We start from the raw sequence: 17,120 nt of genomic DNA, 5'->3' as shown, positions 1-17,120 counted from the left end.
GCAGTCAACGTTAACGTGTAATCTCTCTTTTGTCATAGCCGTGCTGCCAGGCGGGCTCTTTGTTATTGACGCATTTTACCAATTATTAGACTATGTATATTCCTCAGCTGATCGATGAGCTAAAAAGCCATGATGTATATCTTGCGTTATCGGGTAATGACCTGGAGGTCAGTTTTCCGGGGGATGCACTTTCAGATACATTTATTGAGCTGATCAGAGCGCATAAGGAAGCGCTTGTAGGGTTCTTAAAAAGCAGGCACACGGGCCGCGAGACGGCCATTCCTGTTGCTGCACCGTCAGCGAGCTATCCGGTCTCTTCTGCGCAAAGGCGATTGTGGATACTGGCCCAGGTGGAGGAAAGCAATATTGCTTACAATATGCCAGGCGTATTCGTGTTCGAAGGCGGGCTGAACAGGCAAGCCCTGGGAGCATCCTTGCAGGAGCTCCTACGCCGGCACGAGATATTGAGAACGGTGTTCCGGGAAGCTGCCGATGCTACACTCCGGCAGCATGTACAGGATGCTGATTCCTACACTTTCGAACTGGGCTACCATGACCTGCGGGCGGCCCGGGACCCGGAAGCTGATCTTAAAATGGCTGTTCGTCGCGAGATCGCCCAGCCATTCGATCTATCCAACGGGCCATTGCTGCGCACCAACCTGTACCAACTAACCGACGATAGGAACGTATTTGTTTATGTGGTTCACCATATCGTCAGCGATGGCTGGTCGATGAATATTCTGGTGGAGGAGTTGATGACTTTGTACCATGCGCGTTGCAGGGGGATGAGTATAACGCTGCCGGCGCTCAGGATACAATATAAAGACTATGCGGTATGGGAGCAGCAACAGTTGAATGACGGTAAAAGTTCCGATCTGCGGTCATATTGGCTGCGTCAGCTGGGCGGCGAGTTGCCTGTGCTGGCATTGGCCACCGATAAGCCGCGGCCAGCGGTAAGGTTCTACAAGGGGGATATGGTAAGCCGGCGCCTTGACCCGGCCGTTATGCGATCTGTGCTAGCATATTGCCAGGTTCGCGGCGCCACCCTTTTCATGGGGCTGCTGGCAGCGGTCGATGTGTTGCTTTTCAGGTACACGGGCCAAACTGACCTGGTCATCGGTAGTCCGATAGCCGGTCGCGAACACACTGATCTGGAGAACCAGATCGGTTTTTATGTGAATACGCTGGCGCTGCGTTCATCTTTTGAACCGACGGACAGCTATGCCGGGTTGTTGCAACGCGTCAAACGGATCACGCTGGAGGCATATGATCATCAATTGTATCCTTTCGATGAGTTGGTGGATCAGCTGCAGTTACCACGTGACCGGGCACGCAACCCACTGTTCGATGTTTGGGTTGTGCTGCAGAACACCGATGCCATTGGTATGTCGGGTTCGAGGGAGCTGGGTGATTTGAAGATCAGCAGCTACCACGAGGAAAAGGAAAAAGTAAGCAAGTTCGATCTTTCCTTCCTGTTTACGCTCAATGGAAAGGAGATCGACCTGCAACTGGTATACAATACCGACCTCTATACGGCTGATACGATTCAGCGTATGGCGGTTCACCTGGAGCGGTTGCTGGGTGCCGCCATCAGTGCGCCGGACATGCCGGTAGGGTCTTTGGATTATTTAATGCCCGGCGAAAAAGAACAATTGCTGCACCAGTTCAATGTCACGGGGGCAAGCACTCCTGCAGGCAAAACGGTAGTCGATCTGTTCCGCGAACAGGCCTTGCGCACTCCTGACGCAACAGCGCTCGTGTTCGGAGAGGCTTCACTCAGCTACCGCGAACTGGACGAACGGACCGACCAGCTGGCTGCTTACCTGATCGCCGAGGGGTATGGTGGAAAGGGAGCGCTTGGAGCGATCTTATTGGATACTTCGATAGACCTGTTGGTAGCGATCTGGGCGGTTTTGAAAGCGGGCATGGCGTATCTGCCGCTCGACCCTGCAAGTCCGCCTGTGCGTAACGGGTATGTGCTCGAGGATGCTGCGCCGGCTGTGTTGCTGACAACGGGTGCTTTGCTGGCGGAGCTACCTGGCTATTACGGTCCGCAGGTGTTGCTGGATACAGACCGGCCCTATGCCGGTGATCGGAATGTGCCTGCAGGTACCGCCCGACCGGAAGACCTGGCTTATGTGATTTATACTTCGGGATCCACGGGCAATCCCAAGGGCGTGATGATCAGGCACGAAAGCCTGACCGATTATTGCTTTGGGGTGCTCGGTAAAACGAATATACAGGCCTGCACCAGCTTTGCGCTGGCATCGACGGTTGCGGCCGATCTCGGCAATACGGTCATCTATACCTCACTGCTGACGGGCGGTGCGTTGCACCTGTTTTCGAAGACGGCGTTGATGGATCCTGAGCAATTGTTCGCCCGGCCGGTTGATTGTTTGAAGATCGTACCCACACACTGGAAAGCGTTGCAGGGAGAAACTGTTTGGTTGCCTAATAAATGTCTCTTGTTTGGCGGTGAACAATTGACCCCCGATGTGTTGTCGCTCATACGAAACGCTCATGGATCGTGTGAAGTCTACAATCACTATGGTCCAACGGAAACGACGATCGGTAAACTTATCAATCGCATCGATCTGTCGAAGGACCTTCCGGTAATACCCCTTGGTGCACCGTTTGGTGATGCGGCTGTTTACCTGCTCGACGATCAACAGGCACTGGTGCCGGTTGGGATACCAGGCGAGATCTGCATCAGTGGGGTAGGGGTAGCCAGCGGATACCTGCATCAACCTGCATTGACTGCCCAAAAATTTGTTGCCAATCCGTTTGTGGCAGGGACTACGATGTATAAGACCGGGGATATTGGCCGTTGGCTGCCCGACGGGAAGATCGAGTTTCTCGGCCGGCGCGATGACCAGGTCAAGGTCCATGGATACCGCGTGGAAACCAAGGAGGTGGAAGCTGTCTTGAAGCAATACCCGGCTATCGATGCCGCGGTAGTGCGGGTCAGGAAAAATAAAGTGGGAGAAAATGAACTGGTCGCCTACGTGGTCGGATTGGACGAGGGGCTATCATCTGGTTTGCGCACCCACCTGGAAAAGCGTTTGCCTGCGTATATGATACCGGTGCATGTGGTAAGGTTGAACAAGCTGCCGCTCACACCCAATGGTAAGATCAACCGGGACCTGTTGCCTGATCCCGAGGGTGCCGACCTGGTCGCTGCCCACCTGTACAGGCCACCTGAAACAGATACGGAGATTAGGTTGGCCGTTATTTGGCAGCAGTTGTTGAACAGGACACAGATCGGTTTGCAGGACGACTTCTTTTTGTCGGGCGGTCATAGCCTGCATGTGATCAGACTGGCCGGTCACGTGTACCAAACCTTTCAGGTAAAACTTCCAATCAAAGATTATTTCAGACATACAACGCTGCAGTCGCAGGCCCGGGCTATTCAATCGGGCCGTAAGATGGATTTCGAAAGCATTGCAGCTGCGCCGTCGATGCCGGATTATCCCCTGTCTTCTTCGCAGAAGCGCTTGTGGCTGCTGTGTCAATATGCGGCCGGCAACAGCGCGTATAATATTCCGGTTACTTTCCGGTTTCACGGCAGGCTCGACGTGCATGCCTTCGACAGCGCCTTCAGGGCTTTGCTGCTACGACACGAAGTATTGCGCACGGTATTCCGGAACAATGATAAAGGGCAGGTGCGGCAATACATTGTATCTGATAGCGACTTCGCCTTCAGGATGGATCTCCGGGATCTGCGCGGGCAGCAGGATGCCGTAGAGACCGTTAACCGGCTGTTGGCCCACAATGCCCGCGAGCCGTTTGATCTGCAACAGGGACCACTCTTACGGGTTTCGTTGTACCAGGTAGGTGATGAAGCATGGGTTTTCAACCTGGTGGTACACCATATCATTAGTGATGGCTGGTCTGCCGGTATTGTCTTCCAGGAATTGTTGTTGCTATACAAGGCTGCCCATGAAGGTATGGCGCCCAACCTGGCGCCGCTCCGTATTCAGTACAAGGATTATGCCTGCTGGGAACAACAGGTATTGTCGGGTGCTTCGCTGGAGCTGCACCGGCAGTGGTGGCTGCAGCTGTTTGACGGAGATGTTCCGGTACTCAATCTGCCGGCCGATAAGGTACGTCCTGTCCTTAAAACATTCAATGGTGGCGCTTTTATCAAGCAAATAGATCCCGCTGCTGCATCGGGATTGAAAGCACTCGTGGCCCGGCAAGGCGCTACTCTGTACATGGGGTTGCTGGCCGTGGTGTACGTGCTGCTGCATCGATATACGAATCAGGAAGACATGGTGGTAGGTAGCCCCATTGCGGGCCGTGAACATGCAGACCTCGAAAACCAGGTCGGGTTCTACCTCAATATGCTGGCCTTGCGCACCCGGTTTACCGGCGATGACACGTTTCATGATGTGCTCGGCAAAGTAAAAGACGCGACGCTGGAAGCCTTCGAACACCAGGCATATCCCTATGATCAACTGGTGGAGGAGTTGCACCTGCAACGCGATATGAGTCGCAATCCATTGTTTGACGTCAGTGTCGTTTTGCAAAACCAGGAGGGCGGCCGGTTCGATCTTCGACGTGAGTTGCCCGGTCTTTCGGTTACCTCCGTACAGGAAGAGCGGCATGTCGTCAGCAAAATCGATCTAAACTTTGGATTTGCAGAAGTCGGCAATTCCATTCACTGCCGTATCGAATACAATAATGACATCTATTTTGAAGCAACAGCGCATCGGATAGGGGAGCATCTTGAACAGCTGATAGCGGCTATTGTGGAAAATCCTGTAATGCCTGTTGGGCTGGTGCCTTATCTCAGTAACGCCGAACAGCAGGAATTGCTGTACGATTTCAACCATAACCCACCTTTCGAACCTGCTTATGATACCTTGAATGCCATGTTTGAAGAACAGGTGCAGTTGCATCCGGCCCTCGACGCCGTCGTCTTTGGTGAAAGGCACATGACGTATCATGCGCTCAACCAGCGTGTCAACCGGCTGGCGCACTACCTGCGCGATCTATTGCTTATACGGCCAGGCGATCTCGTGGGGGTGATGATGCGCCGATCTGATGACCTGATCGTTACCATCCTGGCGATCCTGAAATCGGGTGGGGCCTATGTGCCGATCGATCCCGAATATCCGCGCCAGCGGATCGATTATATGCTGGAAGATAGTGCCTGTCGTGTGGTGTTGGATGAAGAAATGCTGAAGCAGGCTGAAGTAGCAGCCGCCAGCCTGTCTGGCGAGAATCCATCACGGGTGAACAGGCCCGAAGATCTGGCTTATGTGATCTACACATCGGGATCAACGGGCAGGCCCAAAGGGGTCATGATCCAGCACGCATCGATCGTTAACAGCATTGCTTCGCAGCGTGCTTTATTTGGCGTTGAAACAGGAGAGCGGAGCCTGCAATTTGCGACAGCCTCCTTCGATGCTTCCGTGGCGGAGATTTTCATTTCACTGGCTGCCGGTGGAGCGCTGTATATTATCAACGAAGCGGAGAAACGTGATCCTGCTGTACTGGAAAAATACATCTCGGAGCAAGCCATCGATATCGCGACCATTCCACCAGCCTACCTGAAATTGCTTCGGGTCGAAAAATTAAAACCACTGAAAAAACTGGTCAGTGCGGGTGAGGCTGCTAACCTGCAACAGGCCATTGCTTTTTCACGAGAAGCAACCTTCTTCAACGCTTATGGACCAACGGAGGGAAGCATTACGCTGACCATCCACAAGATCGGTCCTGGCGAGTTGGTAGAAGGATCAAGCATACCCATTGGCAGGCCCCTTCACAATACACAGGCCTATATTCTCGATGCGCATAAGCAACTTGTTCCTGTGGGAGTATTCGGCGATCTGTATTTCAGCGGCCGCAACCTGGCGAAAGGATACCTGAACCAACCGGAACTGACAGCCAGCAAATTTGTGCGCCATCCGTTCGAAAAGGATGGGTGTATGTATCAGACGGGCGATGTGGCACGCTGGCTGCCGGGTGGTGTTATCGAGTTTACGGGAAGAAAAGATCACCAGGTCAAAATACGAGGTTATCGCATCGAGCTCTCCGAGATAGAGCAGGTATTGCAGGCCCATCCGCTCATCGAATCGGCAGTAGCCGTGGTGCGGGTAAACCAGCGGGAAGAAAAGGAGATCGCTGCCTATGCTGTCGGGAAGGAAGCAGTGGATGAGGCGGATATCCGGTCTTACTTATCGGCGACCCTGCCTTTGTACATGATGCCGGCACACGTCGTATTGCTCGATCAACTGCCGCTCAACCGTCACGGTAAAGTAGATCGTGGAAGGTTGCCCGATCCGGGTGGTTTAATACTATCTAACGGTCAGAATTATGTTGCGCCTTCGGGTCCAGTTGAGCAAATGCTGGTGCGGATCTGGGAGCAGGTGCTCGAGAAAGAAGGCATTGGTGTACAGGATGATTATTTTGTAGTGGGTGGCGATTCGCTGAAAGCCATCAGCATTATACAAAAGGTACTGGAAGAGACCGGTGTGGTGATCCCTATCCAGGTTGTTTTTCAGGACCGGACCGTGGCGCAGGTCGCTGCCTGGGTCGGAGGGGCCATGACGGGGCTGCAACAACGGAACGCTATCAACCAGCAGAACCTGGGTGTGGCGGCGGAATGGACGCCCATATCTTATAATCAACGGGCCTTTTTAACCGGCTCACTGAAAGAAAGCCCGCCTGTTATTACCCCTTATCATTTTGCCGACCTGGATCTGCCGGCTTTCGCGCAAGCTGTACAGGAGCTGATAGCGCGGCATGAGATCTTACGAACGCGTTTTGTACAAACCGAAGCAGGTATTCTACAACAAGTGATTCCGGTGGAAGAAGCATTTTCAGGCCTGCCGCCTGTTGTTGTAGCCGATACCGAGGAGGCATTTGATCGTATTACACGCGCAGCCCACGAAAGAATGCTGGATCCTTTTACCGGTCCTTTAATGGTGGTGGAAGTGTACCAGCGACCGGAAAATGAGTATGTTGTTTTGTTGTCGATGCATCATGCCCTGACGGATGGCTATTCGGATGGCGTGCTGCGGCGGGAGATCATTCATCTGTACAAAGCAGCCCGGCAGCAGGAGGGCCATGGGCTGAAACCATTGCCTTGCCAGTACCGTGACTACAGCAGGTGGCAGCAATCGTTCGTTCATTCTCCGGAGGGCGAACGCCACCGGGCATACTGGCTGAGTCAACTGGAAGGATGCAGCAGCCACGCGATGACGGTGGCCAGTGAGTGGGGTGATCTTCAGGGACCACAAAGCGCCAGCTGTGTTACCAGGCTGCTGGAAGGCGGACTGCTGGAGAAAATCGATGTGTTTGCCCGAAAGAACGGCCTCACGCGGCCAGGCGTCCTCATGGCGACGCTGGTCAACCTGTTGACAACATGGACGGGGCAGGAAGCGGCATGTATTTCCGTGACGGTGTCTAACCGAAACTCGACCTACTACGGCGACCTCGATGTTAGTGGGCTGATCGGCCTTTTTGCCAATCCTATCGTTATAGCCGGCAAGTTTGATAAAACATGGTCCGTAACAGACTATTATAAAAAAGTGCAATCGCAATTCCTGGAGGCATTAAGCTACGATGCTTATCCGATGGAGAAGATCCGGGAAGACCTTTCTATTGCACGGCCTGGTGCCAATATCGAACCGCCAGCCTACTTCAATTACCACAATTATGCTTATCTGCGAACGCAGAATTACCGGATCGATCCGGAGGAATTGGCCGGCAGGCTTACCCTCCGTCCTCCCATGGAGCGATGCCTGGGCCTGGCAGTGAAAGAATACCGGAACTGCCTCAAGCTGGAGCTGTCTTTTAGTCACCGCTATTTTTCAGAAGAGCGGGCAACCCACCTGAGCGCCCGTTTTTGTTCGTTGCTGGCACAGGCTGTCGGGAATGAAAAGCTACCGGTCGATCAACTGATGGAAACCAATCAACATGCTAAAGTTTAAATCATCTAATATGGAAAAATGGTATCTCAAACCAAATGTCGTTATTGAGCCACTCATTGAAAGGTGGTACGCCTGGGCACACCTGATCTCGCCTGCTACCGCAGCCATGAATGTGGTTGGTCGGCACCTCAAGATCATGAACTCTTATATCCAGTCGCCGCAGATACATGCTGCAGCTGTGTTGAACCCCAAAATGCTGGGCGGACCGTTTATGGACTACAAGGGGGGGCGTGTAGAGGACATCAAATCACTGCGTGACCAGACCAGGGCCAGCCAGGCCAGGTACATTGAATTGTGCGAGGCCATCATAGCCCTCGATAAGATGTTGCAGAAGCAGGCGACCGGTTATGCGCTCGAATCGTTGTATGAGCAGGTGCCGGAACCTTTGAAGGGTTTTGTAGAGCTCACCTATGACCTGAACAACAATCCGTCGTTCCGGGTGTTCGAATCCCTCTTGTACAAAAGTCCCTATTACGACAAGTCATTGCAAAGTGTGGCACTTTGGGTTACCGATAATGACGAACGTCCCTTTTGCCTCAGCACGCCGCGGCTCGATGAACCACATGTGCTGCACCTGAATATCTCCTTTGATCACCAGGGAATCGATGTGCTCAGTAAGATGAAACGCAATGGCGGATCGGTAGACGAGGTGGCCGCACTGCTGAACGTACAGGACGAGGACCGGGCATTGTTCAATACTTTCTTTACACGGCAGGAGCATCCGGCTTACCGCAAATACGATGGGGAGTTTGTGCGGATGCGGTACTTTGGTCATGCCTGTATCCTGATCGAAACCAAGGATGTCAGTATCCTGGTGGATCCGCTGATCAGTTATTACGGCTATGAGTCGAGCGTGGCGCATTATTCGGATGTAGACCTTCCGGATGTGATCGATTATGTGCTTATAACCCACAATCACCAGGACCACGTACTGTTCGAGACCTTGCTGCCGTTGCGTCACAAGGTGCGCAACTTCATTGTTCCGCGTACTACCAGTGGCGCATTGCAGGATCCCAACCTCAAACTGGCCTTTGAACATGCAGGTTTCAGGAACGTCATTGAAATAGATGAGATGGAGGAGATCAGGTTCAAGAACTGCGTGATCACCGGCCTGCCCTTCACGGGTGAGCACAGTGACCTGAATGTAAAAGCGAAGACCTGTTTTCATGTAGCCATCGAAGACTTTACCTTTTTGTTCATGGCCGATTCCCGCGTGGTGGAACCTCGTTTGTATGAGCACATTCAACGTCAGATAGGTGATGTCGATGTGCTCTTCCTGGGTATGGAATGCGATGGCGCACCGCTTACCTGGTTGTATGGTCCCTTGTTGACCGAAGAGCTTGCGCGGGATAAGGATCAGTCGAGACGGCTCTCCGGCTCCGATTACCCCAAAGGGATCAGCCTGGTCGATATCTTTCATCCCAAGGAAGTATACGTCTATGCCATGGGCCAGGAACCCTGGCTGGAGTTCATCAGTACCGTGCGGTACACGGAAGCATCCAATCCGATCATTCAATCCGATAAGCTGGTAAAGGACTGTATCGACCGGGGACTGATTGCCGAGCGCTTGTATGGGGAGAAGGAATTGCTTTATTCTTACGCATTGCAGGAGTAATCGTATATCGGTACCATTATAAAATAAGGTTAATGAAACGAATATTCACGCTTCTGATGGCGATGTTGGGCAAGCGAGGCTTTGTCAAATACATTGTATTGGGTATGTTGTCGGGTTGCAGCAGTTTCCTGTTCATTAATTTTGTGACGAAGGCAGTGGCGTTGATCATAGCAGGCGATTTTTGGGCAAAACGCCTGGAGTTTACGGCGATCTTTGCCGGTATCATCTTATTATTTGTGATTGCCCGCAGAGCCCTTTCCGTAGGTATTATCCGCCTGTCGCAGAAATTGTTCTGGAACCTGCGCAGGCAGATTTTGGTATCTGTACTGAATACCAACTATCGCCAGTTGTCGGACAAGAAGGCCGATATACAGGCTGCCATTACGCACGATGTGGGTACGCTGACGACTGTGTCGCTATCTGTGATCGACTTCTTTACCGCCTCCATACTGGCGATTGCCAGCCTTGCCTACCTCGCCTCTATTTCTTTCCCGTTGTTCCTGATCACCCTGGTAGTCGCTTCTGCCGGATCGCTGGTATATCATTACAGCGGATTAAGCAACAGCAATAAGTTGAAGAAGGCCCGCTTGATGGAGCGGGAGTTTTTTCAACACATGCATACGATCCTGGATGGGTTCAAGGAAATGTACATGGAACCCCGTAAGGGAAAAGCAGTGTACGATGAGAAGATCAAAGTGGTTTCATCGACAGCGTACGATAACATGGTTTCTGCGTTTACCGGTTACCTGAACAACCAGATCATCGGTCAGATACTCTTTTATACCCTGATTTCCGCCATCCTGCTTTTCTTCGGATTTGCGTTGGATATCCGTTCGGAAGACATCGTAAGTTTTGTATTCACCTTGCTTTTCCTGCTGGGAGCACTGCAGACGGTGCTATCGACCATGCCCATCCTTGCCCGGTCGAAGATCTCGTCAGACCGGTTGATTGATCTGAGCGACGAGCTGAAAGTGAACAGCAGCCGCAACCGGATGGCTAAAAGGTACATGACGAAGGATGAATTTGTAAGTATCGAAGCGAAGGATTTATGGTTCCGGTACAACCAGGAAAACCAGGATTTCAGTATCGGTCCGGCCCATTTCGATGTCAGAAAAGGCGAGGTAATCTTCATTTATGGTGGTAATGGCAGCGGCAAGACGACCTTTGTTCAGGCGCTGATGGGACTTCAGATCCCAACAGCGGGCGAATTCTCGTTGAACGGGACGCGCATCTACGATGCGAATTATCCGGAGTACCGGGCTGTATTTGCCGTCGTATTCAGCGATTTCTACCTGTTCTCCGAATTGTATGGCATCAAGTCTCCTGACCAGAAGAAATTCAATGATTACCTGCAGTTGTTTGAACTGGAAGGCAAGGTAAGCCTGGAAGGCAATTGCTTTTCGACCACCGCGCTGTCGATGGGTCAGCGGAAGCGTTTGGCGTTGATCGCTGCGCTGCTGGAAGAAAAACCTGTGCTGGTGTTGGACGAATGGGCAGCAGACCAGGACCCTTACTTCAGAAAGAAATTTTATACCGAGATCATACCGTTGCTGAAGCAGGAAGGTATTACAATGATCGCCATCACACACGATGACAAATACTATCATACTGCTGATCGGGTGTATAAGATGGAGTACGGCAAGCTGACCGAAAAGCTTGTTGGCGAATACACCGTTGGCTAGAGAATGACCATTCCCCTCTTATTGTATGCGTCCATTATTATGCTTGTTCCATTTTGCAGGTGGAAATGCCTATTCTTTTCAGTTCCTGCAACCCTTTCTGGCCGATTTCGATGTTTTCTGTCCTGAGTTACCCGGCAGGGGGAAGCGTATGGCGGAAGCGGTATTGACCGATTTTCCCGACGCGGTAACCGATGTGTACCAACAACTGATGCAACGTCTGGGCAACCGTGTGCTGATCCTGTATGGACATAGTCTTGGGTCCGCGCTTGCGTTTGGTGTTGCCGGCATGCTCGAAGCTGCCGGCCGTCCGGCCGACTATCTGTTGGTGAGTGGCAACCCTGGGCCAGGCGTACGCGAACCTACTTTCAGGTACCTGATGAACCGCGAAGATTTTTTACAGGAGTTGCGACAATTGGGCGGCATTCCCGATGCCTTTTTTCAAGACAAAGACCTGATCGATTTTTTTGAACCCATTATGCGTGCCGATTTCGAGCTGGCCGAAAGGAATGACCTGGCTGCTTCGAAACCGCTGTATACCCCTGTGTATGCCTTGATGGGCAACCAGGAGCAGGGTGCCGTACATATCGAAAACTGGCACAAATTCACCACCGCGCGTTTCGATCATGAGCTGCTGGAAGGGGATCATTTTTTTATTCACCGGCATCCGCAACGCCTGGCGGGTATCATCCGCTTGTGTTGCAGCCGGACTAAGCAAATCAACCATCCTTGTTAAATAATCACCTTAATTGACACATCATGGAGAACAATTTTATTGACCAGGATTATGACGCCTATACTGCCGAAGACCATTTGGTTTGGCAGGAATTGAACCGCCGGCAATCTGCCATGGACCAGCGCAGGATCTCGAAGGAGTACCTGAATGGCGTGGAGTTGCTTCAATTGCGGGAGTCACGTATTCCGCACATCGCCACCTTGAGTGAGAAATTGTCGGGTTATACCGGTTGGTCACTGGTGCCTGTAAAAGGGTTGATACCGGCAGAGGATTTTTTTAACCTGATCATCGATAAGCGGTATCCAGTGACGACCGTGATCCGGAAAGCCAACGAGATCGATTTCAGCGAACAGCCAGATATCTTCCACGATATTCTGGGGCACCTTCCCTTGCTGATCAACAAACGATTCAGCGATTGGCTGATCGCCTATAGTAAGATAGCCATCCGCTATGTAGGCAATGAAAGAGCGGTGGAGCTACTGGCCAGGTTGTACTGGTACACGTATGAAATGGGATTGATCGTCGAAGAGCAGGAAGTTAAAGTGTATGGTGGCGCGATCATTACCTCGGCCAATGAACTGGATAATGTGTGGGACAGTGAGGTGCCCAAACACGCTTTCAACACCGATTTCGTATTTCGTACCCCTTATAACCCATTCAAGCTGCAAAACGAATATTTCGTGATCAACGATTTTACCAGCCTGTACGATAGTTTGGCCAGCCTGGAAAACAGGCTGCGGCATCACCTGAGCCAGGTAGCACATAACCAGGTGGGTGTTTAGATCACCAGCGATTGCGTATAGGCGGGCAGCGCTGCGATCAGCATGTCGGGTGTATAATCGCTGCAGAACAAAAGTCGGCTGGTGTCGTGTTTTTCAGCTGCCGGGAGGTCGCTGAGCAATACCGCCTCCTTGTCGTTGTTTTCCGTGGCCCGTAGAATGATGCAGGTTACCAGTGGGGAGCTGCCCCACCAGAAGTCGGCTGTGTGCCCGTCGACGTAACGGCCTGTATAAGTAATAATGGCTGGTATGGCAGTACCAGCCATGCCAAGCCGTAGAAAATGATTGTAGATGCCCGAAGCACAATGGAGAAGGCCGGTGCAAGGGCCAAAGATCATCCGGATATAATCGGCGCTGAGCAGGCAAAGCGCCTCCCGTAGACTTAATTTCTTAGAGAAAATCACTTTGGAAAGATCTTCTTCACCCAGCCATTCCCTGTAGAACTGCTGCTTACCGAGGTTCTGTTCATCAAACAACAACACTTTTACCGACTCCTCATGCAGTAAGTGTGTGAAGACCGATTTGTAGGTATCGATATCCATCAGTTTGTAGCGTTCCGAGGTGGAGTCGAGTACGACGTATACCCTTTCATGCTCCTGAACACCATTGTCCCGCAGCCATTGGTTGGCCCATGCTTTTTCCGCCGCACTGATAAATAATTCGGACAAGGTGGTTTGGTTGTGGTCTGCCTGGTTGTCCAGTATTTCAAGGAAGGGCGGGAACAGTGACCGGGTGACCGGATCGGGACCCCAGTTGAGGAATTGAACGCTCATGGAGTACACTGCTGTAGTCCATGGCTGTGTGAGCGTGGCCAGGTATTGCTGCTCGAGCGTGTCGAGCAGTTGCTGTTCCTGGCGGGAAATACAGAATACCATATCGTAGTCACGAAAGGCGAGTTGGTCCCAGCTGGCGTTGATCACCTCGCGTATGTAGGGATTGTTCTTCAATAGTGTGCTGCACAGGTCGGCATGTTTGGCATTCGGACAATTGATGTCGATGGTTGCCTGTGTAAAAAAAGAACGGCAGGCAGTTAGCTTATTCATCAGGATATAACTGTCGCCGATAAACATCTTGTTCTCCTGATCGAAGCTGATCAGGATGTGTTTCGCCTGACGGCTTTGGGTAGCCTGGTTGCATTGCAGGATAAGGTCGAGCATATAGCGGGAGGTTTAATAGTGTGGTATTCTAAAATTAAATAAATCCACCAGGAATTACATCAACCTTTCACCATAAAATTTTCAACTATTACGCATGGATACTATTTCGCAACACTGTTATACGGTATTCGAGCGCGCTGTTTGTGACTATCATTTATTCGATGATGTAGACCGGTTTGTTCAAAATCCATTCGGTCAGGGAACATTGGATGCCTTGTTGTACGAGAAGAGCTGGATCGATACGGTGCAATGGCATCTTGAGGATATGGTGCGCGATCCTGCTATTGATCCCGGCTATGCGCTTGCTATCAAACGGCGTATCGATCACCTCAATCAGCAACGTACCGACCGGGTTGAGCAGATCGACGATCACTTTCAGGAAGCATACTGCCAGGTAGTGCCGCTGGCCGGGGCCCGGCACAACAGTGAAAGCCTGGGCTGGGCGATTGACCGTTTATCGATCCTGACGCTCAAGGTATATCATACCGGGGTGGAGCTGGAGCGTAGCGGTGTATCGGCCGATCACCAGGATAAGTGTATGGCACGAATGCGGATACTCTCGGCGCAAAAGGAGGATCTTTTATTGGCGATCAATTGGCTCCAGGAAGATGTTAGCACCGGAGTAAAGGTCAACAAGGTGTACCGTCAATTGAAGATGTACAACGATCCTGCCTTTAATCCGGTGCTTTATGCCAAGCGGTCTGTTTCTGTTGATTAACTAGTCAATACGCAGGCTTTTTGCAGGGTTGAGGAGCGCGGCCTGTATCGCCTTGTAACTGATGGTGAACAACGCAATGCCGATCGTGATCCCGGCAGAGGCGATGAATATCCACCATTCCAGTCCTGTATGGTAGGCAAAATTCTGCAGCCAGTTGTACATGATCAGGTAGCCGATGGGGGTAGCGATAAGGGCCGCGAGCAATACGGGCTTCAGCAGATCTTTCAGCAGCAGTACGACGATGTCCTGCACCGAAGAACCAAGTACTTTTCGAATACCGATCTCTTTGATCCGCTTGGCTGCTGTGAAGGATGCGAGACCGAAGAGACCCATACAGGCAATTACGATGGCCAGTCCGGAGAACAGGCTGAGGATGGTCTGTTGCCGGATGTCTGCCTTGTATAAGGTATCGAATTTCTGGTCCAGGAAACTGTATTCAAATGGGTAGGCCGGGGCGACGCGCTTATAAGCCTCTCTGATGGCCGACAGGCCTGCTTCTATTTGCCCGGGTTTCAGTCTTGCCAGCACCACGCGTCGGCCACCTGGCGTAGGGGCGATTACGAGACCCTGTACTTTCTCTTTCAGGGATACAAAGTTGAAATCTTCCACGACCCCGACGATGCGCCGGCTTACGCTATCCCTGGATACGTTCTTCATCCATTTTCCAATCGCCTGTTCTGGTGTAAAGCCCAATTCGGCAGCAGCTGTCTGGTTGATGAGCAATGCGTCGGAAGAGTCTGTTGGGAATTGTGCTGAAAAATCCCTTCCCGCAATGATCTTCAGGCCCAGGGTTTTGGCGAATTCGAAGTCGGAAAATTCTGTTTTGAACTTAAAAGGATCGCTTCCTTTTCCTTCTGCCAGGAAGGCCATGCCGTCGAAATAACCGCCTGGTTCGCCCGACATCGTGGAGCTTACCACTACCTCACTGCGACCTTGCAATTCATTCCTGAGTACATATTTCCCTTTCTGGATATTCATGTTGTCGAGCGGAATGATCACCGTTTGCTCTTCATTGTAGCCCAGGTCTTTGTTCTTGACGTAGCTCATTTGTTTGTTGATGATGATCGTGCAGATGATCAGGAATACCGATATGCTGAACTGGAAAACCACCAGGGATTTCCGGAACATAGCGCCGCCTTTGCCTGCACGCAATTTGCCTTTGAGTGCAACGATCGGTGAAAAGCTGGAGAGGACAAGGGCGGGGTAGCTGCCTGCTACGAGTCCTACGATCAGGATGGCCAGGGGGACGAATGCTGCAATGGGCATCAACAGACGTGAAAAGCTCAGCGTATTGTCGAGCAGGTTGTTGTACCAGGGCAACAAGGCCAGGAGTAAGCCTGTGGCGATGATGCACGATATCAAAGTGAGCAGTATCGATTCGGTAATGAACTGCCACATCAGTTGGTAGCGCAAAGCGCCCACCACTTTGCGTAGTCCTACTTCTTTGCCGCGTTCGGCGGAACGGATCGTGGAAAGGTTTAAGAAGTTGATGCAGGCGATCAGCAGGATCAATGCTGCGACGGACAAGAATATATAGACCACGCTTTTATTACCGCTGCGCGATTCATCCATCGGATTGGCGGGGTTGAAGTAAATGTCGTGAAGAGGCGTCAGGCTCAGGTCATATCGTTTCCCGCGCTGCGCCATGAACTCTCCCATGTACTTATCCATGAAACGGGGAAACTGGTTTTCCAGCTGTTTCGGATTTACATGCTCATTGAGCATTACATAGGTATGCAGGCGGTTACCATTCCATTTATTAAAATTATCGTATCCATAGTTGCGCGCCAGCGGCAATACGAGGTCGAAGTCGAGGTGCGAGTTGGAAGGAATGTCTTTGACGATGCCGGTCACTTTCAAAGGAGCTTCCTGGTTCATCGTAATGATCTGCCCCATGGGATTGGCGTTGCCGAAGTATTTTTTGGCGGTTGATTCGGTCAGTACGACACTCTCGGGATTGTTGAGTACAGTAGCGGGATCACCTGCTATCAGCGGGAAGGTGAAGAAGGTGAAAAAGCCGCTGTCGGCATAGATGATCTTTTTCTCGTTGAACGATTTTTCGCCGAAAGTGATCAGGTTATTGCCAGGTTCTACCCGTATCATTTTCCCGATGGCATCGGGAAAGTCATTTCTTAAAGCCGGACCATAAGGGCCTGCCATAAACGAATTGTTGCGCCGGGTGCCGTTGTCGTCGAACTGACGCATGACGCGGTATATCCGATCTCCATTGTTGTGAAACTGATCGAAGCTGAATTCGTTGGTGACGAACAGAAAGATCATCATGCAGACGGTGAGCCCGATGGCCAGGCCGAGCAGATTGATCAGGGAGAAGACCTTGTTTCTGAGGAGGTAACGAATGGAGACTTTCAGATAATTCTTTATCATAGGTTTATTTTAAGGTAGTTGGTGTAAAAGGTTTGTATATATCATGAATATATATACTGAATGGTTGGTTGTCAAATATACTTGAATTGGTTGAAAGGAAGATGTTTCCGG

General features: G+C 51.4%; 8 protein-coding genes. 6 read left to right on the top strand and 2 right to left on the bottom strand.

Going from position 1 to position 17,120, the window contains the following annotated elements:
- The first annotated feature begins 92 nt into the window (after window positions 1–92).
- The 5 genes from P2W70_RS23060 to P2W70_RS23040 are packed head-to-tail and all read left to right on the top strand — an operon-like array spanning window position 93 to window position 12,752.
- Window positions 93–7,940 carry a non-ribosomal peptide synthetase gene (locus tag P2W70_RS23060; RefSeq protein ID WP_276483895.1) on the top strand — a complete coding sequence of 2,616 codons (7,848 nt, stop codon included), beginning with the start codon at window positions 93–95 and terminating at the stop codon, window positions 7,938–7,940.
- Window positions 7,941–7,950: 10 nt separating this feature from the next.
- The gene (locus P2W70_RS23055) at window positions 7,951–9,555 is read left to right on the top strand and encodes an MBL fold metallo-hydrolase (RefSeq protein ID WP_276483894.1); all 1,605 of its coding nucleotides are present in this window, start codon (window positions 7,951–7,953) and stop codon (window positions 9,553–9,555) included.
- Between the two features lie 32 nt (window positions 9,556–9,587).
- A complete protein-coding gene (locus P2W70_RS23050; RefSeq protein WP_276483893.1) occupies window positions 9,588–11,237 on the top strand; it encodes a cyclic peptide export ABC transporter in 1,650 nt (549 codons plus the stop codon).
- Between the two features lie 25 nt (window positions 11,238–11,262).
- A complete protein-coding gene (locus tag P2W70_RS23045; protein ID WP_276483892.1) occupies window positions 11,263–11,970 on the top strand; it encodes a thioesterase II family protein in 708 nt (235 codons plus the stop codon).
- Between the two features lie 23 nt (window positions 11,971–11,993).
- On the top strand, window positions 11,994–12,752 hold the full coding sequence (locus tag P2W70_RS23040; protein WP_276483891.1) for a hypothetical protein: 759 nt from the start codon (window positions 11,994–11,996) through the stop codon (window positions 12,750–12,752).
- On the opposite strand, the gene P2W70_RS23035 is transcribed toward P2W70_RS23040, so the two are convergent.
- Window positions 12,749–13,906, bottom strand: coding sequence for a glycosyltransferase family protein (locus P2W70_RS23035; protein WP_276483890.1), 1,158 nt, complete (start codon window positions 13,904–13,906; stop codon window positions 12,749–12,751). The genes P2W70_RS23040 and P2W70_RS23035 overlap by 4 nt on opposite strands.
- A gap of 94 nt (window positions 13,907–14,000) precedes the next feature.
- Between P2W70_RS23035 and P2W70_RS23030 the strand changes: the two genes are divergently transcribed.
- Window positions 14,001–14,624, top strand: coding sequence for a DUF4254 domain-containing protein (locus P2W70_RS23030; RefSeq protein WP_276483889.1), 624 nt, complete (start codon window positions 14,001–14,003; stop codon window positions 14,622–14,624).
- Here the strand turns inward: P2W70_RS23030 and P2W70_RS23025 are convergent, their stop codons facing one another.
- Window positions 14,625–17,009, bottom strand: a complete 2,385-nt coding sequence (locus tag P2W70_RS23025) for an ABC transporter permease (RefSeq protein WP_276483888.1) — start codon at window positions 17,007–17,009, stop codon at window positions 14,625–14,627.
- Between the last annotated feature and the right edge of the window lie 111 nt (window positions 17,010–17,120).

The sequence above is a fragment of the Paraflavitalea pollutisoli genome, assembly GCF_029360705.1.
In the GTDB taxonomy this organism is placed as follows: domain Bacteria; phylum Bacteroidota; class Bacteroidia; order Chitinophagales; family Chitinophagaceae; genus Paraflavitalea; species Paraflavitalea pollutisoli.
Note: the sequence above shows the minus strand (reverse complement) of the source record. Positions and strands in the feature narration are given on the sequence as shown.

Coding starts and splice junctions, on each gene's coding strand:
- P2W70_RS23060 (WP_276483895.1), top strand. CDS start 93: ATGTATATTCCTCAGCTGATCGATGAGCTAAAAAGCCATGATGTATAT.
- P2W70_RS23055 (WP_276483894.1), top strand. CDS start 7,951: ATGGAAAAATGGTATCTCAAACCAAATGTCGTTATTGAGCCACTCATT.
- P2W70_RS23050 (WP_276483893.1), top strand. CDS start 9,588: ATGAAACGAATATTCACGCTTCTGATGGCGATGTTGGGCAAGCGAGGC.
- P2W70_RS23045 (WP_276483892.1), top strand. CDS start 11,263: ATGCGTCCATTATTATGCTTGTTCCATTTTGCAGGTGGAAATGCCTAT.
- P2W70_RS23040 (WP_276483891.1), top strand. CDS start 11,994: ATGGAGAACAATTTTATTGACCAGGATTATGACGCCTATACTGCCGAA.
- P2W70_RS23035 (WP_276483890.1), bottom strand. CDS start 13,906: ATGCTCGACCTTATCCTGCAATGCAACCAGGCTACCCAAAGCCGTCAG.
- P2W70_RS23030 (WP_276483889.1), top strand. CDS start 14,001: ATGGATACTATTTCGCAACACTGTTATACGGTATTCGAGCGCGCTGTT.
- P2W70_RS23025 (WP_276483888.1), bottom strand. CDS start 17,009: ATGATAAAGAATTATCTGAAAGTCTCCATTCGTTACCTCCTCAGAAAC.